Origin of the sequence: Rugosimonospora acidiphila (genome assembly GCF_039543385.1) — a bacterium.
Lineage (GTDB): Bacteria > Actinomycetota > Actinomycetes > Mycobacteriales > Micromonosporaceae > Rugosimonospora > Rugosimonospora acidiphila.
The window spans coordinates 23,229-49,742 of record NZ_BAABJQ010000007.1; the positions used below are offsets into that span (position 1 = coordinate 23,229).

19 protein-coding genes are annotated in these 26,514 nt (G+C 72.4%); 12 read left to right on the plus strand and 7 right to left on the minus strand.

The window, feature by feature from the left end; translation table 11 throughout:
- Window positions 1–210: 210 nt before the first annotated feature.
- Together ABEA87_RS14140 and ABEA87_RS14145 are read left to right on the plus strand one after the other, a co-directional pair.
- Window positions 211–1,419, plus strand: coding sequence for an LCP family protein (locus ABEA87_RS14140; protein WP_345629661.1), 1,209 nt, complete (start codon window positions 211–213; stop codon window positions 1,417–1,419).
- Between the two features lie 94 nt (window positions 1,420–1,513).
- Window positions 1,514–3,130, plus strand: a complete 1,617-nt coding sequence (locus tag ABEA87_RS14145; RefSeq protein WP_345629663.1) for a sugar transferase — start codon at window positions 1,514–1,516, stop codon at window positions 3,128–3,130.
- A 24-nt stretch (window positions 3,131–3,154) separates the two neighbouring features.
- Here ABEA87_RS14145 and ABEA87_RS14150 read toward each other — a convergent pair whose 3' ends face one another.
- A complete protein-coding gene (locus ABEA87_RS14150) occupies window positions 3,155–4,309 on the minus strand; it encodes a glycosyltransferase (protein WP_345629665.1) in 1,155 nt (384 codons plus the stop codon).
- A 126-nt stretch (window positions 4,310–4,435) separates the two neighbouring features.
- Here ABEA87_RS14150 and ABEA87_RS14155 point away from each other — a divergent pair, with 126 nt between their 5' ends.
- From ABEA87_RS14155 to ABEA87_RS14170, 4 genes are read left to right on the plus strand one after another with little or no spacing between them, the layout of a single operon-like run.
- Window positions 4,436–5,740, plus strand: a complete 1,305-nt coding sequence (locus tag ABEA87_RS14155; protein WP_345629667.1) for a glycosyltransferase — start codon at window positions 4,436–4,438, stop codon at window positions 5,738–5,740.
- Window positions 5,737–6,975: a glycosyltransferase gene (locus tag ABEA87_RS14160; RefSeq protein WP_345629669.1), complete on the plus strand. Its 1,239-nt coding sequence runs from the start codon at window positions 5,737–5,739 to the stop codon at window positions 6,973–6,975. Before ABEA87_RS14155 ends, ABEA87_RS14160 begins: the two co-directional genes overlap by 4 nt.
- Before the next feature lie 16 nt (window positions 6,976–6,991).
- The gene (locus tag ABEA87_RS14165) at window positions 6,992–8,194 is read left to right on the plus strand and encodes a glycosyltransferase (protein WP_345629671.1); all 1,203 of its coding nucleotides are present in this window, start codon (window positions 6,992–6,994) and stop codon (window positions 8,192–8,194) included.
- Entirely contained in the window at window positions 8,194–10,860 is a 2,667-nt protein-coding gene (locus ABEA87_RS14170; protein WP_345629673.1) for an O-antigen ligase family protein, read from the plus strand. The genes ABEA87_RS14165 and ABEA87_RS14170 overlap by 1 nt, the downstream gene beginning before the upstream one ends.
- Here ABEA87_RS14170 and ABEA87_RS14175 read toward each other — a convergent pair.
- The 4 genes from ABEA87_RS14175 to eccB all read right to left on the minus strand — a co-directional run bounded on the left by ABEA87_RS14175 (window position 10,857) and on the right by eccB (window position 14,963).
- The gene (locus ABEA87_RS14175; protein WP_345629675.1) at window positions 10,857–12,536 is read right to left on the minus strand and encodes a hypothetical protein; all 1,680 of its coding nucleotides are present in this window, start codon (window positions 12,534–12,536) and stop codon (window positions 10,857–10,859) included. The genes ABEA87_RS14170 and ABEA87_RS14175 overlap by 4 nt on opposite strands.
- Window positions 12,537–12,771: 235 nt before the next feature.
- Window positions 12,772–13,068 (minus strand): WXG100 family type VII secretion target, encoded by a 297-nt coding sequence (locus tag ABEA87_RS14180; RefSeq protein ID WP_345629677.1) that lies wholly within the window; start codon window positions 13,066–13,068, stop codon window positions 12,772–12,774.
- A gap of 20 nt (window positions 13,069–13,088) precedes the next feature.
- Window positions 13,089–13,433: a WXG100 family type VII secretion target gene (locus tag ABEA87_RS14185; protein ID WP_345629679.1), complete on the minus strand. Its 345-nt coding sequence runs from the start codon at window positions 13,431–13,433 to the stop codon at window positions 13,089–13,091.
- Between the two features lie 126 nt (window positions 13,434–13,559).
- Entirely contained in the window at window positions 13,560–14,963 is a 1,404-nt protein-coding gene (gene eccB / locus ABEA87_RS14190; RefSeq protein ID WP_345629681.1) for a type VII secretion protein EccB, read from the minus strand.
- A 140-nt stretch (window positions 14,964–15,103) separates the two neighbouring features.
- Here eccB and ABEA87_RS14195 point away from each other — a divergent pair, with 140 nt between their 5' ends.
- On the plus strand, window positions 15,104–15,865 hold the full coding sequence (locus ABEA87_RS14195; RefSeq protein WP_345629683.1) for an SUKH-3 domain-containing protein: 762 nt from the start codon (window positions 15,104–15,106) through the stop codon (window positions 15,863–15,865).
- Between the two features lie 51 nt (window positions 15,866–15,916).
- Here the strand turns inward: ABEA87_RS14195 and eccD are convergent, their stop codons facing one another.
- Window positions 15,917–17,302: a type VII secretion integral membrane protein EccD gene (eccD, locus tag ABEA87_RS14200; RefSeq protein ID WP_345629685.1), complete on the minus strand. Its 1,386-nt coding sequence runs from the start codon at window positions 17,300–17,302 to the stop codon at window positions 15,917–15,919.
- A 224-nt stretch (window positions 17,303–17,526) separates the two neighbouring features.
- Between eccD and eccCa the strand changes: the two genes are divergently transcribed.
- The 3 genes from eccCa to ABEA87_RS14215 all read left to right on the plus strand — a co-directional run bounded on the left by eccCa (window position 17,527) and on the right by ABEA87_RS14215 (window position 24,050).
- Window positions 17,527–21,483: a type VII secretion protein EccCa gene (eccCa, locus tag ABEA87_RS14205; protein WP_345629687.1), complete on the plus strand. Its 3,957-nt coding sequence runs from the start codon at window positions 17,527–17,529 to the stop codon at window positions 21,481–21,483.
- A gap of 112 nt (window positions 21,484–21,595) precedes the next feature.
- Window positions 21,596–22,213 (plus strand): hypothetical protein, encoded by a 618-nt coding sequence (locus tag ABEA87_RS14210; RefSeq protein WP_345629689.1) that lies wholly within the window; start codon window positions 21,596–21,598, stop codon window positions 22,211–22,213.
- 67 nt (window positions 22,214–22,280) lie between these two features.
- Entirely contained in the window at window positions 22,281–24,050 is a 1,770-nt protein-coding gene (locus ABEA87_RS14215; RefSeq protein WP_345629691.1) for a hypothetical protein, read from the plus strand.
- Window positions 24,051–24,249: 199 nt separating this feature from the next.
- On the opposite strand, the gene mycP is transcribed toward ABEA87_RS14215, so the two are convergent.
- Window positions 24,250–25,617: a type VII secretion-associated serine protease mycosin gene (mycP, locus tag ABEA87_RS14220; protein ID WP_345629693.1), complete on the minus strand. Its 1,368-nt coding sequence runs from the start codon at window positions 25,615–25,617 to the stop codon at window positions 24,250–24,252.
- Window positions 25,618–25,710: 93 nt separating this feature from the next.
- On the opposite strand from mycP, the gene ABEA87_RS14225 reads away from it, so the two are divergent.
- Complete coding sequence (locus ABEA87_RS14225) at window positions 25,711–26,133, plus strand: YbaB/EbfC family nucleoid-associated protein (protein ID WP_345629695.1); 423 nt, start codon at window positions 25,711–25,713, stop codon at window positions 26,131–26,133.
- Window positions 26,130–26,465 (plus strand): hypothetical protein, encoded by a 336-nt coding sequence (locus ABEA87_RS14230; protein WP_345629697.1) that lies wholly within the window; start codon window positions 26,130–26,132, stop codon window positions 26,463–26,465. Before ABEA87_RS14225 ends, ABEA87_RS14230 begins: the two co-directional genes overlap by 4 nt.
- Window positions 26,466–26,514: the final 49 nt, after the last annotated feature.

Sequence of the window (26,514 nt, forward strand, 5' to 3'; positions counted from 1 at the left end):
GCCCGATTATTCCTAAGCCCAGCTCTTTGTCACATTGAAGTATTTCCCATCTTTTGCCAATCCCTGGAACTCTTCTCGTACCCACCATCCTGGTCATCGCCCGCGGGCAAGTCGCTAGGCGATCTGGCCGGTATCGGAATGGCCAAGGCCGGCCGCCGCGACGGTACACGGGGCGCCGGGTCGCCGCGGGGCCTCAGTACCATGGGCGGCATGCCACGCCGCCCAGGTCCCGCTGATCCGAGTCTGCCCAGCGTCGTCGACGGCACCTCCGACGCAAGCTCCGCGATGACACCCGCCGCCGAGGCCGGCTCCACCGAAGCCGACCCGAGCGTCGGTGAGGCCACGGTTAATGGTCAGGCCACAGAGGGTCAGGCCACAGAGGGTCAGGGCTCCGGTGGTCAGCCCATCGAGACCGCGCTCGTCGAGAAGCCGGTCCGCCGCCACCGCGCCCGGAAGGTCATCCTGATCTGCGCGCTCGTGCTCGTGGTGCTCGTCGCCGGTGGCGTCACGGCCGCGGGGCTCTACGTGCACTCGGTGGACAAGAGCGTCAAGCGGGTCAACGCCTTCTCGGGCGTCCCCGTGCAGTCGCGGCCGGTGAAGGTGGCAGCCGACGCGGAGAACCTGCTGATCCTGGGCAGTGACACCCGGGACCCGGAGAACACCTCGGGCTCGCGCAGCGACACCATCATCCTCGCCCACCTGCCCAAGGGGGGCGGCAGCGCGCAACTCATCTCCATCCCTCGCGACACCTGGGTGCACGTACCCCGCTCCGCGAACGGCAAGCACGGCAACGTGGACGCGAAGATCAACGCCGCCTACGCCTGGGGTGGCGTGCCGTTGACGGTGGAGACCATCGAGGACTTCACGGGGGTACGCATCGACCACGTCGTCCTCGTCGACTTCGCCGGCTTCGAGGAGATCATCAACGCGCTGGGCGGCGTGGACATCGACGTCGACCAGGCGTTCACCTCCCACCACTCACTCAATCCGTCGGGCATCCGACACTTCAACCAGGGCATGCAGCACATGGACGGTGCGGCGGCGCTGGACTATTCGCGCGAGCGCTACGCCTTCGCCGACGGTGACTTCGCCCGCATCCAGCATCAGCAACAGATGATCAAAGCTGTGCTGGACAAGGCGGCCTCCGGCGACCTGCTGACCAACCCGACCCGGTTGAACTCCTTCGTCAAGTCGACCGCCAAGGCCGTGCAGGTGGACCAGACGCTCTCGCTGCTCAGCCTCGCCGCCCAGCTGAGGAACCTGCGCAGCAACAACCTGTCGTTCTTCACCAGCCCGTCGAAGGGAACCGGCATGGAGGGTGACCAGAGCGTGGTGTTCGCCGACACCACCAAGGCGAAGACTCTGTTCGCCGCCGTCCGCGACGACAACGTCCCCGCCATCGTGGCCGCGGCCAAGTAACACCGGTGCCGCCGGGCACCCTGCGGCGTGGTCGGTCGTATCGTGCTTGATCGCCGTTGGGGAGCCAGCGTCCGCCGGCGGAACGGGGGAAATCATGGAGATCTCGGGCTCGGCAGCGGGGGCCTGCGGGCCGACGACCGCGCGCGGGCCGATGGCCGATCCGCCCGGCGCGGACGAGATCGCGGCCGACCAGTTCGCGGCCGAGGGGGTCCCCGGAGCCGGATCGTCGCTGCCGGACGAGACGCCGGCCGGTTCCGGGTATGACGGCGGCGGGTACGACGGGGAGTCGCGAGTCCCCCGTCCCCGTACCGGCGGGCGGGGCGTGAGCCCGGACGAGCCCGGGACGCTCGCGCCGGCCCCGCCGCGCGTGCGCCCCGGCTCGGGCAGAAGGCGGCTGCGGGCCTGGATGCTGACCGCGCCCATGGACCTCCTCGCGCTGCTCGTGCCGCTGGCTATCAGCACCCGGTACTGGCGCGGCACCCTATCCGCGGCCGCGCTGACCATGGTGTTCTTCGCCGCGGGCGGCCTCTACCGCGTGCGCCGCCACATCAGCATCCTCGACGAGCTGCCCAATCTGTGCGGCCGGCTGCTCGCCGCCGCCGCGGTCGTCGGGATCATCGCGGCCGTGCGCCACGACTCCGTCGGTTATGGGACCGGTTTCATGCAGGGTGTGGCCCTGTCGGCGGGCTCGGTCATCGTGGGGCGCATGCTGAGCCGGAACCTGGCGCTGATCGCCCGCCGGAAGCGGTGGGTCGAGCACAACGCCATCGTCATCGGCTGCGGCCCGATCGGCGTCGCGCTAGCCCGCACGCTGCAGAACTACCCGCGCTACGGCCTGCGCTTCGTGGGTTACGTCGACGCCGAGGCCCGTGGGGGTACGGCCCCCGTACGGCTGGCCGGAACCCTGGACGACCTGCCCGCCGCGGTCGCGATGACCCACTGCGACGTCATCATCATCGCGGACCCCGACTGCGGGGAGTCCACCCTCATGGAGTTCATGCGCCAGCCCGGCTGCGCCCGCTGCGAGCTGTGGGTGGTACCGCGGCTGTGGGGCTCGCGCTCGCACGGCGCGCTGTCCGACCACGTGGGTGCGATCCCGGTCGTCCAGATCGCAAACACCACGCTGTCCGGCCCGAGGTGGGCGATCAAGCGCGGCTCGGACATCGTCGTCGCGTCGCTCGCGCTGGTCCTGCTGAGCCCGGTGCTGCTGCTCTGCGCGCTCGCCACCTGGCTCGACGGCGGCCCGGGCATCCTGTTCCGGCAGGAGCGCATCGGGCGCGACGGCGTGCCCATCGAGGTCATCAAGTTCCGCACCATGCGGCCGCGGGACGACGCCGAATCCCGCACGAAATGGTCCATCGCCAACGATCAGCGGGTCAGCGCCGTGGGGCGCTTCATGCGCCGTACCTCCCTCGACGAGCTGCCGCAGTTCTGGAATGTGCTGCGCGGGGACATGACCGTGGTCGGGCCGCGCCCCGAGCGGCCGTACTTCGTGGAGAAGTTCTCCGCCGAGTACCCCGACTACGCCATGCGCCACCGGGTTCAGGCCGGATTGACCGGGCTCGCGCAGGTCAGTGGGTTCCGCGGCGACACGCCCATCCCGGACCGGGCCCGGTTCGACAACTACTACATCGAGAACTGGTCGCTCTGGTTGGACACCAAGGTGCTGCTGCGCACGATCACCGAGGTGTTCCGGCGCAGCGGCCGCTGATCCGCGCGTCGCTCGCGAAGCGGGTCAGGTCGCGTCGTCATGCAGCCACGCGGTCAGCCCGGTCCGGAACACCTCGGCGGAGAAGCCCCACGCGTGGGCGGCCACGCGCTCGCGGTCGAGCCCGTCGACGCGGGGCAGCGCCGCCGCGTACCCGGTCGGGTCCTGGTCGCCCAGTAGCACCCCGGTCTCGTCGTCGACCACCGTCTCCAGTAGCCCGCCCCGGCGCATCCCCAGCACCGGCGCGCCACACGCCTGCGCCTCGACCGGGATGATGCCGAAGTCCTCGTGGGTGGGGAAGAGCAGGGCCCGGGCGCCCCAGTACAGCTCGCGCAGGCGTTCGCGGCTCGGGCGGTGCACGAAGGTGACCGGCGTGCGGACCTTGTCCGCCGTCCGGCGCAGCGCCGCGTGCTGCGGGCCCGAACCGGCTATCACCAGCGGCGTGCGGGCGGCCTCCGCGATCTCGATCATCAGGTCGAAGTTCTTGTACGGGATCCAGCGCCCGACGCCCAACAGATACCGGCGCTCCTGGGCGCGCAGCGCGGGCGGGGCGGCGGCGAAGTATGCCACGTCCACGGGCGGGTTGATGATGCGGGCGTCGCGCCCCCAGAACCGCCGGATGCGCTCGCGCACCTCCCGCGAGTTGGCCGCATAGCTGTGCACGTGCCTGCTCAGCCGCCGGTCAGCGACCTGGAGAGCCTTGCGCGGCAGGGTGAGCAGGCCGCCGGAGCCGCGGGCGTCGTAATCCGGGCTCCACACATACCGTGCCGGCGAGTGCACGTAACTCAGGTACCGCGTGTCCGCGCCGGGCAGCTTGACCGTGTGCGCGAGGGCGTGGCTGGAGGAGATGACGACCTCGAAGCGTTCCCGCGTCAGAGTCCGCCACACCACCGGCATGACCGGCAGCGCCAACGGTTTGGCGCGGCGCAGCGGGGTGCGGGCCAGCCAGGACTCCTGGAAGCCCCGGCCGCGCTCGGCGTCGGGCTCGCGCCACAGCACGTACCGCTTCGCGTGCGGCAGCGCCTCGCCCATGGCGACGAAGACGTTCTCCGATCCGCCGGTGGCCGCGAACCACTCGTGTACCAGGGCGACGCTGCGGCCCGCCAGCGGTACGGCCTCGTCCGGCGGGGCATCGGCGTCGGTGGGCCCGCCGGGTGCGGGTGTCAGGTCCGCTGCCGCCAACGTCTCGCTCCTCAGGGTCGGTGGCCGGGTCGCTCGTCACCGGGTCGCCCCGGCGCCGGTCGAGGGGCGCCGGGCGGGGATGCATGAGCGGGAAGGGCCCGGCAGAACATGGTATACGCTGCCGGCATGAGGGCTGGCGACGAGAGCGAGCCCGCGCTGCGCGTGGTGCACGTCAACCACACCGCTCATCGTGGCGGCGCAGAACTGGCCCTGGTCCGACTGTTGGGCGCGCGGTATGACTGGCGCGCGGCGCTGTGCGCGCCGCCGGGTGGCGGCGGCCCCGAGGACAGTCACGATGCCGAGGACAGTAACGATGCCTTCGCGGGGCTCGCCGGTCGCGGCGTCGAGCTGGATCGGCGGCTGCCCGGCCTGCCGGGCGGCGGTACCCGCGGCGGCCCGGCGCTTGCCATCCGGTACCTCGCGGCCCTCCGGGCCGGTGCGCGCAGCCTCGCGTCCAGCCCGCCGTTTCGGGACGCCGACCTCGTGCACGCGAACACGGCGGCCGCCGCGATCATCGGTGCGCTGGCCAATCGTGGGCGCCCGGTCCCGCTGGTGGTCCATCTGCGGGACCTGGTGACCCCGCAGAGCCTGGGCCGGGCCGGTTTCACGGCGTTCACCAGGATCGCGCTGCGGCGGGCCAGCGGTGTCATCGCCAACTCGGCCTCGACGCTGGAGTCGGCGGCGGGCCTGATCCCGTCCGGCGTTCCGGCGGCGGTGATTCCCAGCCCGATCGGGATACACGCGCCCGACGGGCCCGACCCCGGCCGTGCGGCCCGGCCGGTGCGCCGGATCGGGGTGGTCGGGCGCCTGCAGCACTGGAAGGGCCAGCACGTCTTCCTGCACGCGTTCGCCCTCGCCTTCCGCGACACCGACGTCCGCGCGTACCTGGCCGGGGCGGCGCAGCCCGATGAGCCCGGGTACACCGACGAACTGCGCGCACTGGCGGCACGGCTGGGCATCGCCGGCCAGGTGACGTTGCTCGGGTACGTCGAGGACGTCGCGGGGCTGCTCGACTCGCTCGACATCCTGGTGCACGCCTCGATCCGGCCGGAGCCTCTGGGCCAGTCGGTCCTGCAGGGGCTCGCCTACGCGAAGCCGGTCGTCGCCTCCGAGGGCGGCGGGCCGAGCGAGTGGATCCGTTCCGGCGTCAACGGGCTGCTCGTCGCACCGGACCAGGCAGAGGCGCTCGCCGCGGCGCTGCGCTCGCTGGCCGAGGATGCCGACCTGCGGACCCGGCTGGCCGAGGCCGCCGCGCGTACCCCCGGAATCCTCGCCGACGACGAGTGCGCGCTGGCGCACGGCCGGTTCTTCCGCGAGGTCGTCGGGGCGGGCGCGCGACCGGTCCCGCGACAGCCGATCCCGCGACAGCCCGTGCGGCGGCAGGCGGAGGAGCAGCCGGCCGGGCGGCCGGAAGGGGGACTGGGCGGATGAACCGGGACGGAAGGGCCGGCGGGCCCCTGCGGATCGCGTACGTGCTGTCGCGCCCGCCGAGTTTCAGCGAAACGTTCATCGAGTCCGAGATCCGCGCGGTGCGCGCCGCGGGTGCGAGCGTCGAGGCGTTCGTGGCCAGACCCGCGGGTGGTCGCGGCGTCGAGGCCGGCCGGGTCCTGCGCGCCTGTGCCGCGCACCCCGCCCGGGTGGCCGGGCGGCTGACCGAGTTCGGGGCGTCCTACCTGCCCCGCGCGCTGCTCGCCGCGGCGTGCGCGGTCACGCTGTCCGACCGGATGGCGAGGTTCGACCCCGACGTCATCCACGCGCACTTCGTCAACCTGCCGACCGCGCTCGCCGTTCTGCTTGGCCGCGAGCTCGGCCGGCCGGTCACGGCGATGGCGCACGCCGCCGACTTTCTGCTGGACGCCGATCCGGCCGCCCTCCAGCGCCGGCTAGGCCGGCTGGACCACCTGTTCGTCATCTCGGCCGCGACCGCGCGGCAGCTGGCGGACAAGGGCGTGGACATGTCCGCGGTCCCGCACGGCGTGGTCCGCGCCGCGTTCGACGGGGAGCAGCTCGAGCGCCCGACCGGCGACGCCGCCCGGCCCGGCGGGCCGACCAGACTGGTGAGCGTCGCGCGGCTGGTCGAGAAGAAGGGCATCGACGTCGCCGTGGATGCGGTGGCCCGACTGGTCGCCTCGGGCCACGACGTACGGTATGACGTCTACGGAGACGGGCCGCTGCGGCACCGCCTCGAGCACCAGGCCGGCCTGAAGGGGGTACGCACCGTCGTGACGTTCCATGGCGCCGTGCCGCACACCGTGGCGATGGCCGCGCTCGCCGCGGCCGACGTCGCGGTCCTGCCCTGCCGGCGTGGCGCCGATGGCGACCTCGACGGCATCCCGGTGTTCCTCATGGAGGCGGCCAGCCGAGGCGTACCGGTGGTCACCACCGCCGTGTCCGGCATCCCGGAGCTGCTCGGCGAGGACGGCGGCTGGCTGGTCCCCGCGGACGACGCGGGCGCGCTGGCGGCGGCGATCGGGCAGGCCGGCGGCGATCCGGAGCTGGCACGCCGCCGCGCCGGGATGATGCGCCGCCGGATTCAGGACGAGTTCACGCCGCGGTTGCAGGCGTCCCGGCTGCTCGCGACCTGGCACCGCCTGGCGCGGCCCGCCGCTCGCCTCGCGCAGGATCCGGACGGCGACGCCGGGGCCGCCGCGAAGGCGTCGAGGTAGTGCGGGGACACGGTCGATGGAGCTGACGGTCGTCTCGACATACTTCCCGCTGCCCGCCGATCGGGGCGATCCGGTGCGGGTACTCATGATGCTGCGGGCGCTGTCGCGGGTGCGCGGGTACACCCTGTCGGTGGTCCGCCGGCCGGAGACGACCGGTGAGCAGGTCGCGCGGCTGCGGGAGCTGCTGCCCGGGGTCGAAGTACGGGACTTCCCGGCCACCCCGTACCGGCTGGGCCGGCTGGGCCCCGCGGGCCGGTACCCGGAGGCCCTCGCCGCCGGCCTGCCGCCCTGGGTGCGTACCCGCTACAGCGCGGCCCTGCACGCCGACCTGCGTACCCGCACCGGGGCGGGTCTGGCCATCGGCGAGGCTGCCGGCGCGTACTTCCCGGGTACCGGCCTGAGATGGCACTGGGACAAGGCGAACGTGCTGAGCGCCAGCGCCCGCCAGGACGCGCGGGAGGCACCCGGCTTCGTTGACCGGCTGCGCGCGCGGTACCTGACCCGGGTGTCGGGCGGCTTCGAGTCGCGCGCGCTCTCGCGCGCCGCCACGGTCTCGGTGACCAGCACCGAGGAGTCGGCCCGGCTGGCCCGGTACCACGGCCGGGCCGCCGACGTCACGCTGCCCAGCTGCGTCGAGATACCGGCCGGCCACCTGCCCCGGCCACGGGAGCGCACCCTGGTCTGGCTCGGCAGCTTCGCCTACCGTCCCAACGTGCTGGGCCTGCTGCGGTTCCTCGACGAGGGCTGGGCGGCGCTGCACCGGGTCGGGTACACCATGACCCTGGTCGGGTCGGGCCCGTCCGCGGGGCTGCGGCACGCCGTCGCGGCGCATCCGGGCGTGGAGCTGGCCGGCTATGTGGAGGACCTGGCGCCCGTGCTGGCCCCGGCCCGTGCCGCGATGGTGCCGCTGTGGAGCGGCGCGGGGGTCAAGCTCAAGACGCTGACCCTGCTGGCACACGCGGTACCCGTGTTCGCCACCCCGGCCGGTGCCGAGGGCATCCCGCCGTCGCTCGCCGTACGGGTGGCGGATTCGCCGGCCGCGCTGGCCGGGCAGCTGCTGTCCTGCACTGCCGAAGACCTGGACCGGATGGCGCACGAGGCGCCCCGGTTGATCGAGCGGGAGTTCTCCGAGCGGCGCTTCGCGCAGCGGCTGGTCGACGCGCTGGAGCGGGTGGGCGTGCTCGACCCCACCGGCCCCGTACCGCGGGAAGGCTCGTGATGTCCACCCGGAAGCTGGCCTCGGCCTCGTTCGCGAACCTGCTGGTGCCGATCAGCGGCCTGATCGTCAGCCCGTTGCTGTCCCGCGAACTGGGCCCCGACGGTCGCGGGCTGTACGCCGCGCTCACCCTGCCCGTGGTCGTGTACGGGTGGGCCGGCACCTACGGGCTCCAGGACTCGCTGAGCTACCACCTGTACCACGCCCGGCTGAGCCGGCGGGGCGCCGCCAAGGTAAGCCTGCTCGCCACGGTACCGCTGGGCCTGCTGGGCATCGGGCTGCTGGCCGCGCTGGGCCTGGGGGTTTTCGCGGGCAACGGCGGGCACTACGCCGAATTCCTCACGCTGGCGCTGCTGGCGCCGGTGCACATCCTGGCGAACCTGCTGATCGGCGCGCTGACCGGAGCCTCCGACATCCGCGGGGTCAACCTCGTCAAGGTGGTACCGGCCGCGGTGCGTACCGCCCTGCTGGTCTTCGCCTGTGTCGCCTTCGATCTGAACGCGTACTGGGCGGGGCTGCTGTTCCTGGCCTCCATGCTGCCCGCGATCGCGGTCGGCCTGGCCCGGCTGCGACACGCACCGGCCGGCCCCGACCAGCCGCCTCCCGACCACACGCCCACGGTCGACCCCATCCCCACCCGGTCGCTGGCCGGCTACGCGTTGAGGTGCCTGCCCGGGGTGCTTGCCGCGATCTCCAGCGCCCGCCTCGACCAGATCGTCGGGCTGCCGGTCATCGGCGCCAGGCAACTGGGCTACTACGCGGCCGCGGTCAGCGTCGCCGAGATCCCGATGGCCATCGCCACCGCGGCCCGCACGGTGCTCATGGGGCGCCCGTCCACGACCGACCCTCGGGGCGCCACGGCCGTGGCCCGGCTGTCGGTGGCGGTGTCGGTCGTCGCGTGCGCCCTGCTCGCCGCGGTCACCCCGTTCGCGGTCCCGTTGTTCTTCGGCTCGGCGTTCGCTCCGGCGATCGGCCCGACCGTGATCCTGTGTGCCGCCACGACGCTGTACACCTGCGTCGTGCTGCTGACCGCCGCCCTGCTGATCGGGGGACGGGCCGGCGCGTCGTCCAGTGCCCTGGTCATCGGCTCGGCCGTCGGCATCGCCCTGTTGTTCCTGTTCGCGCCGCTGGGCGCCACCGGAGCCGCCCTGGCCAGCCTGGGCGGTTACGGTGTCTCGATGGGGATCGCCGCGCTGGCGATCCGCCGTACCGGGCACATGTACTCGTTGAGGATGCTGATGTTTCCGTACCTGGACGATGTCCGACACCTGCGGGACCGGCTGCGCGCAAGCACTCTGTGGTCCGGCGACCAGGCGGCCAATGGGCTGTCGTCGGGCGGCCCGCTGCACGCGGCGATCGCCTTCGTGCGCCGGCACGGCGTCGGTACCATCGGCTCGGCCACCCTCATCGCCCTGGCCTGGCTGCGGATCGTGGCCCCCGGGCTGATCCAGGACTTCACCAGCGGCCGCCCGGCGTTCAACGCCGCCAACGCACCGGTGCCGGCCGCGGTGACCACCGCCGGCAACGCGATCAGCCTGCTGTTCATCGTCGTGGCGGCCATCCTCGCGGTGTCCGGGCTGCGCCGCTGCCGCAAGGCCCGGTTGCCGTGGCTGGCCGTGGCGGTCGCGCCCCTGGTCGCGGCGGTGGTCTCCGGCCTGGCCGACCACGAGCCGCCGGAGATCGTGTGGCTCGCGCTCCCGCTGGCCGCGGTCGCGATCTGGCTGCGGCCACCGAGCGTCCGGGTCTTCGGCGTGCTCGGCGTGCTCGCCGCCGTGAGCGCCGTCGGCTCGATGCTGCTGGCCGTTGCCCGGCCCGACCTCGGGCTGCTCACCGGCGCGAACACGGGCAGCAAGAGCGGGCTGCTCGGCGGCCTGCTCGCCGGGCCGTACGAGCACTCCAACGTGCTGGGCATCGCCCTGGCGCTCGGCCTGCCGTTCGTGTTCTGCCTGCGCAACGCGCCGCTGCGCTGGTCCTCGCTGGCCCTGGTGCTGCTCGCGCAGCTCTGGACGGGGTCGCGGACCAGCCAGCTCGCCACGGTCGTCGTTGTGGTGGCGTACCTGCTGATGACGCGCTGGCCGAAGCGGACCTGGCCGGCGTCCGTGCTGGTCGCGGCCAGCCTCGCGCTGATCGTCGTGGTGCCGCTGGTCAGCCGGGCACCCACCAGCTTCACCAACCGGGGCAGGATCTGGCACGCACTGCTGGACCGCTGGACCCAGCGGCCGATCCTCGGCTTCGGCCCGGACTTCTTCGACCGGGAGCCCGACCTCGCCAAGGCGCTGGGCGGTCAGTTCACCCACGGGCACAACATGATGGTGCAGTTCCTGGTGGTGGGCGGGCTGCTGACCGCCGTGCTGGCCGGCGTTCTGCTGTACCTGACCTTCCGCGAGTCCCTGGCGCTGGCCCGGACCGGCCAGTTCGCACCCATGCTGTTCCTGGTCGCGCTGCTGCAGGTGTCCTGGCTGGAGGCCTCGCACGTGGTCATCACGTTGGCCGGCTACCTGACCTGGCTGCCGCTGTTCCTGATCGCGCGGCTGGGCCTGAGCCTGCGCGACACCACCCAGGTACCCGCGCAGACCGCCCCGTCACCGGCGGCCCCGTCACCGGCTGCGGACGGCTCCTCGCCGGTCGTCGAGGAGCAGCCGACCGCAGCCCGCGAGGCCGCCGTCTAGAAGATCAGCGTGTCGTGCAGGTAGTTGGCGACCCGGCGTACCTGGCCGGCACCGGACGGCGGCGCGGTCATCCGTAGCACCACTTGCCGGTCCACGTCACCGTCGGTGCCGGAGCGGAAGTAGGCCACGAGAACCAGCCCGTACCGGGTGGCGCCATCGACCTGCAGCGAGCTCGACTCGGCGTAGGTCGCGTTCGGGCTGACCTGCTGCCACTGCAGGCTCCACGCCTCCTCGGCCTTGCGCATGGCCGTCTGCACCTTGGCGTCGCACGGCTTCGGGCAGTCGCGCACCACCAGATCGCCGCCGAGCTGCGTGTCGGTACCGGGGGATATCCCGCACTCGTACTCGGCGTAGTCGGCGGCCCGTCCTCCGGGCGTGCACTGCCACGTGAGTGGCACCTTGACGGTGAAGCCCAGCCCGTCAAGGCCGGTGTAGGTGCGAAGCCGGTCCGTGGTCTGGAACTTCGGCCACGAGACCGGCCACTTGGCCTGTACCGGCGGCTCCTGGCCGGGATGCACGGGCGCGGGCGTCGACAGCGGCGCCGAGCCGGGGACGCTGGGTGGCGTGGAGGCGACGGCCGCCGGCTTGGACGGGCCGCCGAGCCCCTGCCAGATGACCACTCCACCACCGGCCAGCAGGACGACGATCGCGGCCGCGATCCCGATCCACAGCCCAGTGCGGCGGCGACTCGGCGGCGTCGGCACGATGCGGGATTCCCGCGGATCGAACGGCGGCAGGCCGAGCAGGTCCGGCGGCGGGGTGGGCCTGACGGCGAACGGGTTGAGCTCGTCGCTCCTGGACCCGGCAGCGTCCGGGACCGGGGCGGCGGCGCCGAGCGTCTCCGGCGGCGCCATCGCGCCGTTGCCGAACACCGGGGTGTCGAGCACCGGCGCGCCGAACACGGGCGCGCCGAGCACCGGCGCGCCAAACACAGGCGTGCCGGATGCCGGTGACACGGGCGCCGGTGGGGCGGAGGTGGGCGCGCCGGACGCGGGTGGCCCGGACGTCGGTTCGCCGGACGCGGGCGGTGCGGAGATGGGGTCACCCGCCGGTACCGCGGATGTCGGCTCGGTGGGTGACGCGGGCTCGACGGCGGCTGGCGCGGACGTGGGTTGACCGGCCGCGGGCGGGACGGAGGTCGGTGGGGCGAAGACGATCTGCCCCGCCGGCTGCGGCGCCCACGGCTGCGGCGCCCAGAGCTGCTGCGCCGGGCTCTGCGCAGCCGGAAACTGTTGCTGCTGCGGCCCTGGCTGTTGCGGCGCGGAGGCTTGCTGCGGCACCGGCTGGGTTGCCCAGGGGCGATCCGGCGCCGGCTGCGGCGCGGCATTCGCCGGGGGCGCGAACGGGTCAAGAGTCCCCGGGGCGCTCGGCTTCGGGGTGGGCCGGTAGTCCATGCCGAGCGCGATGAACACCGCCTCCGCGCCGGGACCGTCGCCGGCACGCCAGGCCACCCACGGTGCCGCAGCGGTCAGGTCGGAGTAGGCGAAGGCGCCACGCTGGCGGGTGAGCTCGTTGCACGCCTGCGTGAACGCCTCCCGCCAGCGCGCTTCGCTCGCCACGGTGCCGTCGAGCACGGCCACGGTCAGCCGGTTGGACTGGGTGTCCACGCCCGACCAGACCTTACCCACCTGACATGCGCCCAGCGCCTCGATGAACTGGAATGGCGCGCCTGGCATGCCAACCTCCCCGTGACTATCGAGATCGTCGGCCTAGTCTGGCATCCGTCCTCCCCGTGCGCCCCAGCGACCCGGCGGTATCCAGGCGCCGTTTGGCCGGTTATCGAAGGGAATGATGGCGTCGCCGCCGGCGACGGTCATCAGTACCCGCTCGCGATGACCAGTTTCCACCCGGGCAGCAAGCCGCGGTCATGGGCGACTGCTCACCCATGACCGCTTCCCGGACCGACGGTCGTCAGTGCTGGAACTTGGCGACGTTGGCCTTCTCGCGCGCCTGCATGATTTCGGCTGACTTGAGCACCGCGCTCTTGATGCCGCTCAGCAACTGGTGCAGGTCGTTGGCGGCGTTCTGCCACTCGGTCTTGCGCTGGATGAACGCCTGCTGCGCCTCGCTCTGCCAGGTGTGCACGAGCGGCTGGACCTGCGAGTTTATCTGGTCCAACTCGGACTGCATCGACGACAGGGCGCTGTTGATGTCGTCGGCGGCCTGCTGAAGCGCGGCGAACTGGACGACGATTTCGCTGCCGGACAAATGGTCCTCCCGTGTGCGGCTCAGCTCAGTCTGAGCGCCTGCGTGATCTCGCCTGCGGACGCGCCCGCCCGCTGCATCTCCGACTTCATCTCGTCGTCGCTGACGGTGTAGTCGCGGCCCGCGGAGCCGACCGCCTCGGCGATGCTGCGAAGCGCCACGTTCAGGTTCGCGACATCGCCGTCGAAGCGCTCCTTGACCTGCTGGAATGACGAACCGCCCGCGCCCATCCAGGAGTTCTGCAACGGAGTCAGCTCGTTCATCAGCTTGTTGAACATGTTCGTGAGCCGGTCTGCCGCGCCGTCGACCTCCTGCGCGGTCTTTGCCATGACTGCGGCATCGGTGGTCACACCATCGCCTGCTGCCATCCCGGACCCACCTCCATTCGGTCTGTCCGCGCCCCCCCGAAGGGCGGCATCGCCGAATCGTGCCCGTTCAGGCACGCACTGTTGAGTACGACGGTATCGAAGTCTCGCTACATCTGGACAGATGCTTTATGAACCCGACACGGGAAGCGCGGCGTCGGCCGGGTCCAGGCTCGGCCCGCCGGGTATCCGGGAGACCAGCCAGGACGGCAGGTCCAGCGGCTTGACCGACCCGTACCCCAGCCAGGACAGCTGCTGCGCGTCCGGCACCGGGTAACGCTTGCCCTCGTCGGTCACCAGGAAGAGGGTCCCGACGCCGGAGTCCGCCGAGGACACCGACCGCACCACGGCACCGTAGCCCGGCGGTACCACGACGCGGTCGACCACGGCGGCGGTCTCGCTGCCGCCGGTCGTGATGCCCCCGACCGGTGCCGAACCGGCGTCGTACACCAGCTCCGGCGTCGAGGTGCCGTCGCGGTACTCCGCGCACACCGCGCTGCCGGTGTCCGGCCTGGCCAGGTTCGGTACCTGCGCCGGTGCGGTCTCGTCGGTGCGGGCCGGGCGGCTCGCCTTGCGCACGCCGGCAATCTCGGCAGGGTTGACCTGCCGGACGGTGGGGGTCGCGCCCGGGTACGCGTCGGCGGTGGCGGGGTTCGCGAGCTCGGCCTGCTCCTCGACGGCGGTCAACGGCAGCAGGTCGCCCGGCCGCACGAGGTAGTACTGCGTGGTGCCGCCGCCGGTCGCCGCGTAGATCTGGCCGATCAGCGCACCCCGGACCGCTGTCGACGGCCTGCCCCGATCGGCCAGCCCGATCGGCGTGATGGACTGGCCCTGGGGGACCGCGTCCAGCCAGGCCTCGTCCACCACGAGCTGCGGTGCCTGGTCGGCGCCCAGCGCGCCGAGCGTGCGCTTGTCGATGGGGAAGCGGTGACCGTTCCACACGAGGTAGGTGGTGTCGCCGGTGCGCAGCCTGACCACGAGCCCGTCCTGGCCCAGGTGGGTCGCGTCCTGCGGCGCGCGCCCGGCCCAGAGCCAGCTGGTGGCCGTGCTGGCACCGCTGGAGTCGACGTCCGGCTGCGCGCAGACCGACCACGGCGCGCCGAGGATGCGCCCGGCGGGTGGCAGCGCGTCCGGGGCGCCCACGATGCCGATGAGCGGGCCCCGGGCGACCCCGACCAGCGACTCTCGGGACACCGCGACCGTGCTCTCCGAGCCGCCCAGAGCCAGCAGGGCGGAGACGTAGTTGGCCACCGGGTACAGCGTGTCGTCGCGGTAGATGTATCGGGTGCCGGTCTCCTTCTCGATGATGACCGCCCGCTGATCGCGCCACGAGGTGTTCCCACCGTGCTTGACGAGGCCGACCACGCCGACAACGGCGACGATCAGGGCCGCGATCATGACACTGGCGAACCCGGCACCGGCCATCCTGCGCATGGGTGACAGCGGGGGGTCGGTCTGTCCGGCGACGAACGCGTTCACCACCCGCTGCATGAGGTACTGGTAGGACTGGATCTGCTCCCGGCGGGACGGCATGGTCCGCTCCACATCCTTTACACCCACAACAGGGGCCTCGGCTGCCTACGATAGGCGCCAGGCCGCCTTGAGGGCGAGACCGATCCGCGACGCCGTGTCCTCATGTCGACAGGCGGGCGGTCAACCGGGGGAGGTGCCAGGTGATCACGCCAGAAGAGGCGACGCAGTTGGCCCGGTCGTGGGCGCTGCGTGCTCTCCCGGCCGGTGGCGGTGAGGTCGGCCTGTACGAGTTCGACCTGGGCTACGTCGCCTGGGCGGTGCCGCCGCCGGCCCCGCGGCGCGACGGCCCGCCGAACACGGTCGGCGCCCCGCGCCTGGTCATCGACCGGGAGACCGGCGAGCAGTCGCTCTGGCCGTCGCTGTCCGCCAAGGCCGTGGCGCAGCGCTACCAGCTGGAACGCCGGGCCGAGCAGAGGTTCTCCGCCGAGGTCCGCGAGGTGCTGAGCGCCGCCGGTTGGCGGCCGGGCCGCGACGTGTCGAGCCGGGTGTCGCAGTGGCTGTCGGACGTGTACGAGCGGGACCCGGGCGCGCGGCGCGGGCTGACGCTGTTCCCCGCCGCCCAGGCCGCGCTGGCCGAGTTCGGGGGGCTGCGCTTCACCCAGCTCTCCCGGGTGGGCTACGCCGGCGGTGGCTTCCGAGTCGAGCTGTGGCCGGACGAGGGACGGGTAGTGATCGACCTGTTCACCGAGTTCGGCGCCGACCTCGGCGTACCGGTGTTCCCCCTGGCCTGGTACGAGGACGGCCCGAGCGACGCCGTCGTCGACGAGACCGGCCGGGTGTTCCTGCTGCACCCGGTCGGTGAGTTCCTGGTCGCGGACACCGTCGACGAGGCGATCACCGCGCTGGTACGCGGGCCGGAGCTGCGCGAAATCGACGACCACGGCAACGTGATCGGCGACTAGCGCACCGGCCGCCGCGGACCCGCCTGAACCGCCGGGCGGACGCGGCGCGCGTCAGCCGCCGATTCCCCGCACCAACCCGTAGAGCCCCATCACATCGCAGGCGACCGGTATCGTCGCCAGCACCAGCAGGATGTCCGCGATGTCGGCGAGCCGGCCCAGGTAGACCGACGGCCCGCGCCGGCTGTAGCGCAGTCCGGCCGTGATGGTGGCGGCCGCCGCGAGGAGCATCAGCAGCCCGACACCCAGCCGGATGCCGATCGCGGCCCGGTCCAGCGCCGGCAGCAGTGTGGCCAGCCCGAACACGCCCGTGACCAGCCACGGCAACCGGTGCCGGACCGTGCCGAAGACGCGTGCGCGCAGCAGGCAGACCAGCGACACGACGGCGATCAGCAGGGGCACGGCCACGCCGGAACCGCGGCTGATCAGCCACAGGCAGACCAGGTTGACCGCGGTGAAGGCGAGCATGCAGCCGGTGAGGATCTCGTCGGCCCGGGCCACCGAGGCGTACGTGGACACGGCCGGCGGGGTCGGATCCTGCCTGAGTAGGTCGTCCGCGGTGCGCGGCAGGACCGGCAGCGGCACCTTGCCCAGCCGGATCGACAGTAGCGGCAGCGCCGGGGCGAGCAGGGCCAGGGCCGCCACCGTCGCCGCGGCGGTCGCCGGCGCGCGCAGCGCGGTCAGGCCCACCAGCCCGGCCAGGATGCCCAGCAGGCCGGCCACGGTACCGGCGACGAACAGCCGCACCATCGCCGCCACGCCGAGGTAGCCCAGCAGCCCGAAGACCAGCAGCAGGGCCGAGCCGAGCAGCAGGTGCGGGGCGCCGAGGCGCCCGAGCCGGTCGTGGCCACCCAGCAGCATCAGGCCGCCGGCGAACGCGAACGCCAGGGCGACCGCCCCGACGGTGGCGCCGGCCACCGCGTCCGGCAGCGTGCGCGAGACCACCACCCCGGCGACCAGCAGGCAGACCGCCACGGCCAGCGCCGCGATCGCGGGCACCAGCCAGCCGGGGCCGGAGGCCAGCAGCAGGGCGAGCGTGCCCAGCAGCACGAGCACGCCGGTGGCAAGGCCGGCCACCCGGGTGGCGGCGTTGCTCCAGGCGACGCCGTGGTCGCGCGCCCCCGACGCGATGGCCTCGGCCACGTCGTCGTACTCCAGCTCGGGCCACTGCCGGTACCGGGGCGCCAGGTGCAGGACCTCGCCGTCGCGTACGCCCTGGGCGGCCAGCGTGCGACCCAGGTCCAGGGTGGAGCCGTCGGTACGCCGCAGGACCCAGCCACCGTGCTCCAGACCGCTGTCGGCCAGCGCCTCGTCGGCCCGGGGTAGCACGCTGGGCAGCAGCATCGCCAGCGGGATCTGCTCGGGCAGCGCCAGGTCGAGCCGGCGTCTGGGGGCGGCGATCACCACCTTGGCGAGTCCCGCACCGGGGCTGTCAGCCATTTGCTGTGCCTCCGCATCCGACTCGGTTGATCTGTGTGCCCCAAGGTAGCAGTCGCGCGACTACCATGTGTTCTGTCGTTCGCGGCACAAGATCACCTAACGTGGCCGCCGCACGACATCAGTCCGCCGCACGACATCAGAGCGCAGCACGACGACCGAGCGCAGCACGACATCAGAGCGCCGCGCGACATCAGGGCGCCGCACCTCACGGAGGTGACGCAGGGGTGAGCACCATCGTGCACCGGAGGACCTCGCGCCGGCCGGAGCCGGAGTACCCGTCGGGCGAGATCCTGCTCGACCCGCCTCCGGAGGTCCCGGCGCCGACCGGGCGCGGCTGGGCGCAGCTGATGATGATGGTGCCGATGCTCGCCGGGTCCGGCTCGATGGCGTTGATGTTCGCCGGCCAGCGCGGCGGCTCGCTGGCGTACCTGACCGGCGGCATGTTCGGGCTGTCCGCCATCGGCATGCTCGCCTCGCAGCTCGGCCAGCACAGCGGCCCGGGCAAGCAGGAGATGCTGCTGGCCCGCCGCAACTACATGCGCCACCTCAGCCAGCGCCGCCGACAGGTCCGCCGCAACGGGCAGCGCCAGCGTGCCACCCAGCTGTACCGGTACCCCGATCCCGAGTCCCTGTGGTCGATACCGACCAGCCAGCGGCTGTGGGAGCGGCGCCCCGGCGACCCCGACTTCGGCATGGTGCGCATCGCCATCGGCGCGCAGGAGCTGGCCACCCCGCTGGTCCCCCCGCAGAGCAAGCCGCTGGAGGACCTCGACCCGATGTGCGCGCTCGCGCTGCGCCGGTTCATGACCACCTACGCCAACATCGACGGCCTGCCGATGGTGATGGCGCTGGACGGCTTCGCGCGGGTATACCTGCGCGGCGAGGCCGAACGCACCCGGGCGCTGGTGCGCGCCGTCATCGCGCAGGCCGCGGTGTTCCACGCGCCGGACGACCTGCTCGTGGCGGTCTGTGCCTCGCCTGCCAACGCGCCGGCCTGGGACTGGCTCAAGTGGCTGCCGCACGGACTGCACCCCAGCCGCACCGACGCGCTGGGTCAGCTGCGGCTGCTCGCGCCGAACGTGCCGGGCGTGGAGGCGATGCTCGACGACGTGCTGGCCAACCGCCCGCGGTTCAACCCGTCCGGCAACGAGGGCAGGGTGGGCGGGCCGCACCTGATCGTCGTGCTGGACGGCGGCGACGTGCTCGGCTCCGACCACCTGCGGACCGACGGCGGTGTGGAGGGCGTGACGGTTCTGGACCTGTCCGGTACCCCGCCGCGTGTGCTCGACCAGAGCACGCTGGTCCTGGACATCGCCGCCGACGGTGCGCTGTCGAGCACCACCTTCGAGGGCCGCGCCGAGGTCGGGAAGGCCGACGGGCTGGGGCCGGTCGAGACCGAGGGGCTGGCGCTGCAGCTGGCGCCGCTGCGGCTGTCCGCCGCCTCACGCGCGGAGCTGCGCTCGATCGGCGGCGAGATCAACCTGTCCGACCTGCTGGAGATCGGCGAGCTCACCGAGTACCGTCCGGCCGACCACTGGGTACCCCGGCCGCAGCGCGACCGGCTGCGGGTACCGATCGGATGGTCGTCGGACGGCAGCGCGGTGGAGCTGGACCTCAAGGAGTCCGCGCTGGACGGCATGGGCCCGCACGGACTGCTGATCGGCGCCACTGGCTCGGGCAAGTCGGAGCTGCTACGCACCCTGGTCCTCGCGTTGGCCGTGACGCACAGCCCCGAGCTGCTCAACTTCGTGCTCGTCGACTTCAAGGGCGGCGCCACGTTCACGAAGCTGGACGCCCTGCCGCACACCAGCGCGGTCATCACCAACCTGGCCGACGAACTGCCCCTGGTCGACCGGATGACCGATGCCATCAACGGGGAGCTGCTGCGCCGGCAGGAGCTGCTGCGCAAGGCCGGCCAGTACGACAGCCAGCGCGAGTACGAGAAGGCGAGGGCGGCCGGCGCACCGCTGGCGCCGCTGCCCAGCCTGCTGATCATCTGCGACGAGTTCAGTGAGCTGCTGACCGCCAAGCCCGACTTCATCGACATGTTCGTACAGATCGGTCGGGTGGGCCGGTCGCTCGGGGTGCACCTGCTGCTGGCCAGCCAGCGGCTGGAGGAGGGCCGGCTGCGCGGCCTGGACACCCACCTGTCGTACCGGGTCGGCCTGCGCACGTTCTCCGCCGTGGAGAGCCGCATCGTGCTCGGCGACACCGCCGCGTTCGAGCTGCCCCGCTCGCCCGGCCACGGGTACCTGCGCTTCGGCACCGAGCCGCTGCGCCGCTTCCGTGCCGCGTACGTCTCCGGCGTGTACCGCCGCGACGCCCCCGCGCTGCTCGCCGCGGCCGGCGGCCCGGCCGTGCGCGACTACGTCAGTGGCTACGTCGCGCCTCCGGTCGCCGAGGAGCCGGTGGCGCAGGAGGAGGAGCAGCAGGAGGCCGTGGGGGAGAGCGTGCTGGACATCCTGGTGGACCGGATGCGCGGCCAGGGCACGCCGGCCCACCAGGTCTGGCTGCCGCCGCTGGCCGAGCCGCCCACGCTGGACGCGCTGCTGCCGCCCTTCGCCGTCGACCCGGACCGGGGCCTCAACGTGCAGGTACCTGAGTTGCAGGGCGGCCTGCTCGCGGTGGTGGGCATCGTCGACCGGCCGCTGGAACAGCGCCGCGATCCGCTGTGGTGGGAGCTGTCCGGCTCCGCGGGTCACGTGCTCGTGGTCGGCGGCCCGCAGAGCGGCAAGAGCACCCTGCTGCGCGACCTGATCCTCAGCCTCGCGCTGACCCACACCCCCCGCGAGACCCAGTTCTACTGCCTGGACTTCGGCGGCGGAGCGCTGGTCGCGCTGCGGGACGTGCCACACGTGGGCGGGGTGGCCACCAGGCTGGACACCGGAGAGGTGCGCCGGACGGTGGCCGAGATGGCGCTGCTGATGGCGGAGCGGGAGCGGCACTTCACCGCCCACGGCATCGCCTCGATGGGCGACTATCGGCGGGCGCGCCGGGCCGGGCAGTACGCCGACGACCCGTTCGGCGACGCGTTCCTGGTCATCGACGGCTGGGCGACCATCCGCAACGACTTCGACGACCTCGAAGGCACCATCAACGACCTGGCCAACCGGGGCCTGACCTACGGCATCCACGTGGTCGCCGCCGCGACCCGGTGGGGGGATCTGCGCCCGGCCGTGCGCGACCTGTTCGGTAACCGGTTGGAGCTGCGCCTCGGCGACCCCAGCGACTCGGCGATCGACCGGCGCGCCGCGATGAACGTCCCGGACCGCACGCCGGGCCGGGGCATCGTGCCGGGCGGCCTGCAGTTCCTGTCCGCGCTGCCGAGGGTCGACGGGCGGCAGGAGACCGACGATCTCGCCGACGGCGTGGACAAACTGGTACAGGAGATCCGCAACGGGTGGCAGCAGGCCGGTGCGCCACCGGTACGGCTGCTGCCAGCGACGCTGCCGTACGAGGCCCTGCCGGTCACCGACCGCGGCCGGGCCGGCCTGCCCATCGGCATCGCCGAAGCCGACCTCCGTCCGGTGTGGATCGACTTCGGCACGGAGTCGCATTTCGTACTCTTCGGCGACTCCTCGTCGGGTAAGAGCTCCTTCCTGCGGGCGGTCGGTCAGGCCATCGTCGACCGGTACGAGCTGACCGAGGCGCGGATCATCGTCGTGGACTACCGGCGCAGCCTGCTCGGCGCCATCGACAGCAAGCACCTCATCGGCACCGGTACCACGGCGGAGGGCACCGTGAAGATCGTGACCGAGGTGATCGAGGTGCTGCGCTCCCGGCTGCCCGGGCCCGACGTCACCGCCGACCAGCTGCGCAAGCGCACCTGGTGGAAGGGGCCCGAGCTGTACTTCCTGGTCGACGACTACGACCTGGTGGCGGGCGGGAACGTCAACCCGATCACGCCGCTGCTGGAGTTCCTGAGCCAGGCCAGGGACGTGGGACTGCACCTGATCGTCACCCGGCGCAGCGGCGGAGCCAGCCGCGCCATGTTCGAGTCGGTGCTCATGCGGCTGCGCGAACTCGGCTCGCCCGGCATTCTGCTCTCCGGCGACCGCGAGGAGGGCAGCCTGCTCGGCAACGTGCGCCCGTCCCCGCAGCCGCCGGGCCGCGGGTGGTTGGTGACCCGGCGCGGCGGCACCCAACTGGTACAGCTCGCGTGGCTGGCGCCGCCAGAATGAACAACCACCGTTCGTACACAATCACGCCGCAAGCCTTCAGGAGCGTTGCGGCAAGCCGGTACCATTGAGGCAAGTCGATCACGACTTCGCCACGCGCCCCGGGGGAGGCGACATGGGCAACCCGCCCACCGATAACTGGCATCCGGTCGACAAGGCGCCGATCAAGGTTGATGTCAGTGGCCTGCAGGACTTCGCCAAGCTGGTCCACGACGAGCTGACCAACGACTTCACCGTGAACTTCCAGCAGGGCGTCCAGCCCATGCTCCAGGCGATCGCGCCGTTCGGCGACGGCGGCCTGCAGGAGGGCAAGTTCTTCCGCGAGCAGCACCAGGACTGTGTGGAGGCGATCGGCGGCCTGCTGCAGGACATCGGGATGGGGATGGATTCGCTGAGCTCAGCGGCGACGTCGATCTACATCGAGTACCTGAGCGGTGACGAACTGAGCTCCGCGACGCTCGACGACGTGCTGACGGCGTTCTTCCCGACGCCGGGGATGATGACGCTGCAACAGAAGCTCGATCAGGGGGACAAGGACGGGGGCTCGGACTCGTCGGACGGAAAGACGACAGACGTCCCTCCGAAGATCCCGCAGCTCGATCCCAACGCCCCGGCGCCGCACTACGACCCGGGTGCCGGGCAGACGATCGCGCCCGGAACGCCCGGTGCGTACACCATCCCGGCCGACAGTGACCACATGAACCAGACTCCGACCGATCCGCTCCAGCGTTGACCGGTCGGGCCGGCGCGGGCGCACGCTCGGCGGCTCTCGCGGGACCCGACGATAACGGGAGACAGCGATGCCCGACGACAAGTACTACGGCTACACGCCGATACCGATTCCGGCACCGGCCGCCGCCAGCGACGACTACATTTCGGTCTCACAGATCACCAAGGAAGCGGCGTATCAGCCGACCCAGTGGGACGACGATCGTCGCGTCACCATCGACAACCTGTGGATGATGGTCCAGAGGGAGTCCGACGAGCGGGTGACCGCGACGGCGGATATGTGGCGACGCGTCGAATCGCTGCTCGAAACCACCGGGAACAATCTGCGCCGGTACGCCGACGCCCTGGCCAAGAAGTGGGACTCGGACGCGGGCCGGGCGTTCCTGCAGCAGGTCGGCAGGTCGCTCTACTCGATCGACGAGTGGAAGGGGATCGCGCAGACCAACGCCGCCGGCCTCGACCTGCTTGCCGCGAGCATCAAGAAAAACCAGGAAAAGGCGAAACCGATCTGGCAGACGTACGTCAAAGCCATCCAGCAACCCGGATCGGTACCGGGCAGTGCGCCCAAACAGCCGAACGTTCTGCTGTTCTGGGAGTCGCCGGAGTCCGAAGGGGACCGCAAAACGCGCCTGCGCAAGGAGTACGCCGACAAGATCAAGCCCTACGCGAAGGACCTCGCCGACACCTATATGGATGTCTACTTCTACCACTTGAGCAGGGGCACCAAGTTCAAGGGACCCACGGACGCGGCGTTCGCGAGCCCGCCGGTGCCCTCACCCGGCGCGCTGCCGCCCGGTACGCTCCCGACGCCGGGCGTGTTGCCCAAGCCCACGCTGCCCAAGCCCACGCTGCCCACCCAGATCTCGCCCGATCACCTCGTCGACGTACCGGCCGGGGATCTGCCCGGCGCCAACCTGCCGGGCGCCAACCTGCCCGGCAGCGACCTGCCCGGGGCCAACCTGCCCGGCAGCGACCACTCGCTGACGCTGGCCGGTCAGATGGGCCCCATGCCGCAGCTGAACCTGCCCAACGTGCCCAACCTGCCGACCGTGGGCCCGCCACCGGCCGCCGGACCGCTGCCGATGCCGGTCCTGCCGTCACTGCCGAACGTCGGTGAGCCCCCGCCGTCGGCGCCGGGTGAGCCGCGGCCGCTGGCCGGCGCGGAAGAGCCGCTGACCAGGCCGTCGATGCCCGGCCGGCCCAACCTGTCCGGACTGCGCCGGCCCGGACAGGTCCGCCCGCCGTCGCCGGGTCGTGGCACGCCGAACCTGCGTGGCGCCCGGGGGCGCGGCGGGGCACCGTCACAGGGGGCCGAGGGTTCCGACCTCAGCGAAGAGGTCGAGCACCCCAACGCGCGCGCACCGATGCCGCCCCGGCTGGGCGGTCGTCGCGCTGAGTCCGGGCCGCGGCGGCCGGGCTCCCGGGCCGAGGAGGAGCCGGCCGGGCGCGGTGTCGGCCCACGGTCCCGAAGCGACGACGAGGCCGACCGGCTGGCCGGGCGGCGCCGGCCCGGTGTGGCCGAGGAGGAGCAGGAGGCCTTCCGCCAGCAGGCCGGCGGCCGGCCGGACCTGGAGGGCCGCTCGGCGACCCTGCGCCGCGGCACGGGCGCCGAGCCGCTGGAGGAGGCGGGTCACGGCCCGGCCCTCGGCGGCAGGTCGGCGCCGCCGCCAAAGGCTCGCCGGTCCGGCGGTGCCGTGGGTGCGGAGGAGTACGAGTTTGTGCTGGAGCCCGACGGTGACGACCAGCTGTGGGAGGTCGAGCAGCCGGCGCCCACGGTCATCGACACCCCTCACGCGCCCCGCCCGGCGGATCCCGGACCGGCGCTGGGCCGCCCGGATTGAGGCACGGCCCCAGGCCAGAACACGGCGGCCGGATCCGCAGGGATCCGGCCGCCGGGTCGTCACATGGCCGATGGCGTGCCGCCCCGGGCCGCCGGCGGATCAGGCCGGGCTTCGGCGCGTCAGGCCGGGGTTCCGCGCGTCAGGCCGGACTCCGGAGCGTCAGGCCAGGGTTCCGCCCGTCGGGCCGGGGTTTGGCGCGTCAGTCCGGGGTTCGGCGCGGCAGCGCGAAGAACACCGCCTCCGGCTCGTCGACGGTCCGCTGCACGGGCGGGGGCGGCGCGTTGCCCGGCCGCCAGTCGCGCCGCCGGCCCCGGCGCAGCGCCACCGTGAGTAGGACACCACCGGCGGCGAGCAGCAGCGCGACGCCGCCAACGATCATCGCGATCCGCCCGTCGTGGTACCAGGCGGCGGCGCGGGCCACGGCCGCGGGATCGCTGGCGGCGGCCGGTATCGGGGAGGGAGCCGCCGTACCCGAGAGCGGCAGCTGTTCGGTCAGCGCACGGTACGGGTCCACCAGGCCGTACCCGTACTGTGTGCCGTGGCGCGCACCGGGCATCGGGTCGGCGGTCGCCTCCAGCCGCCACATCACGTCGGTGTTGCGCAGTCCCGGATCCGTCGACCAGAGCAGTGCCGCGGCCGCGCTGACCAGCGGCGCGGCCATGCTCGTACCGCTCCAGTACGCGTACCCGCTCACGCGCGTCGCGGCCAGCACGGTGCCGCCCGGGGCGACCAGGTCCACGTACGACCCGACCTGCGATTCGTCCAGCCGCTTGCCGGTCTGATCGATCGCGCCCACGCCCAGCACGTCGTTGTATGCCGCCGGATACGACGGCGGATCGGTGGTCGCCGACGGCGCGATGCCGGGGACGGCGGGCGTCGCGCCGGTGTCGGCCGTGTGGTGGTTGCCCACCGAGGCCACGACGATGCAGCCCTTGGTGTCCTGCGCGTACTTCACCGCCTGCGCCACGGCCGGATAGTCCGCGTCCAGAGTGAGCGAGATGTTGATGATCTTCGCACCGCTGTCCGCCGCGTACCGGATGGCATTGGCGAAGACCTGTGGGCTCACCGCGTCGCCGGTGCCGGTGTCGCTGGCAGCGGTGCCGCTGTCGTCTTCGTGCTCGCTGACCCGCACCGGCAGGATCGTCACCCCGGGGGCGAACCCCTGGAACCCGATGCCGTCGATGTGCGTACCCGCGATCAGGCTGGCCACCGCGGTGCCGTGCGAGGCACAGTCGAAGTCCCCGCCGGGAGCCCCGCGCAGGTAGTCGAAGCCGGGCAGCACGTGGCCCCTCAGCTGCGGGTGGTCCGCGTCCACGCCCGAGTCGATGACCGCGACGGTGATGCCCGCGCCGGTGCTCAACGGCTGCACGTCCGGCAGGTCGAGCAGTTGCTGCGCCCACGGGGTCTGCCGGATCGTCGTGCCGGGATCGGCCGCGTTCGGGCAGGTCGCGGCCGGTGCGGCGGCACTCGCCGCCCGCGGTACGGCGAGGCCCGCCGAAAGCACCACCACGGTGACGGCCGCGACCAGCGCGACCCGGGTGAGCCGCCGGGATCGAGGACAGAACACTCCGCGTGCCTCCCTGACGGTCCGAATAGGTCTAGTGACGGGTTGCGATATTTAAGTATCCTCCGTTACGAGGACTCGTGCGGGGGAGGCTGCGTGGACGACGGCAGAAATGACCGGATGGACAACAGCGGTCTCAAGGCGCGGGCCGAGGAGCTCATGGGTGAGTTCAACCGCATCCGCACCGGAATGCGTGACCTCCAGCAGACGCTGCGCCAGATCACCGCTACCGCCAAGTCCGCTGACGGCTACGTCACCGCCGTCGTGGGGCCGCGCGGCCAGCTCATCCGCCTGGAGCTCGACCCCCGCGTCTACCGGCGGCCGGACTCCAAGCAGCTGGCCGCGACCATCACGGAAACGATCAAGCGCGCCGCCGCCGACGCGATGGCGCAGATCTCGGAGGCGTGCAAGCCGTACATCCCCGACGAGGAGCTTCAGGCGCATCTCCAGTTCGACGTCGACGGCATGAGCCGCCGGCTCGACTCCGAACTCGACTTTCTCAATCTGGAGCGGCCATGACAGGCGAGAAGGCGACCGCGGTCGACCCGACCGAGGCTCTCAACGGTGCCGGCCAGCTCACCACCGTCGGCGACGGGGTGCTGCGCAAGTGGTTCGGCCTGGTCGACCGCATCAATGGCCTCAACGACAAGCGGCCGTGGGGCAACGACGACGTCGGCAAGAAGTTCAACCAGTACTACCTGGAGGGCGAGAATCCGCAGGCCACGCAGGCGCTCTCGGCCGGCACGGAGATGGTGGTCGCGCTGTCGATGGTGGGCGACCAGATCACGGAAGCGGTGCGGGGCACCGAGGACCTCGACCAGCTGATCGCGCAGTGGTTCGGCAAGCAGTGAGGCCGTCCCGAGCGGGCCGGATTCGATCAGTCTGGCTCGGCGCGTCCAG

Bases quoted from the DNA above. Each gene is read 5' to 3' on its own strand.
- eccB (WP_345629681.1), bottom strand. From the start codon at position 14,963: ATGCCGTCCCGCCGGGAGCAGATCCAGTCCTACCAGTACCTCATGCAG.
- ABEA87_RS14155 (WP_345629667.1), top strand. From the start codon at position 4,436: ATGAGGGCTGGCGACGAGAGCGAGCCCGCGCTGCGCGTGGTGCACGTC.
- ABEA87_RS14140 (WP_345629661.1), top strand. From the start codon at position 211: ATGCCACGCCGCCCAGGTCCCGCTGATCCGAGTCTGCCCAGCGTCGTC.
- ABEA87_RS14160 (WP_345629669.1), top strand. From the start codon at position 5,737: ATGAACCGGGACGGAAGGGCCGGCGGGCCCCTGCGGATCGCGTACGTG.
- ABEA87_RS14175 (WP_345629675.1), bottom strand. From the start codon at position 12,536: ATGCCAGGCGCGCCATTCCAGTTCATCGAGGCGCTGGGCGCATGTCAG.
- ABEA87_RS14170 (WP_345629673.1), top strand. From the start codon at position 8,194: ATGTCCACCCGGAAGCTGGCCTCGGCCTCGTTCGCGAACCTGCTGGTG.
- ABEA87_RS14210 (WP_345629689.1), top strand. From the start codon at position 21,596: ATGGGCAACCCGCCCACCGATAACTGGCATCCGGTCGACAAGGCGCCG.
- ABEA87_RS14145 (WP_345629663.1), top strand. From the start codon at position 1,514: ATGGAGATCTCGGGCTCGGCAGCGGGGGCCTGCGGGCCGACGACCGCG.
- ABEA87_RS14230 (WP_345629697.1), top strand. From the start codon at position 26,130: ATGACAGGCGAGAAGGCGACCGCGGTCGACCCGACCGAGGCTCTCAAC.
- ABEA87_RS14165 (WP_345629671.1), top strand. From the start codon at position 6,992: ATGGAGCTGACGGTCGTCTCGACATACTTCCCGCTGCCCGCCGATCGG.
- ABEA87_RS14215 (WP_345629691.1), top strand. From the start codon at position 22,281: ATGCCCGACGACAAGTACTACGGCTACACGCCGATACCGATTCCGGCA.
- ABEA87_RS14185 (WP_345629679.1), bottom strand. From the start codon at position 13,433: ATGGCAGCAGGCGATGGTGTGACCACCGATGCCGCAGTCATGGCAAAG.
- eccD (WP_345629685.1), bottom strand. From the start codon at position 17,302: ATGGCTGACAGCCCCGGTGCGGGACTCGCCAAGGTGGTGATCGCCGCC.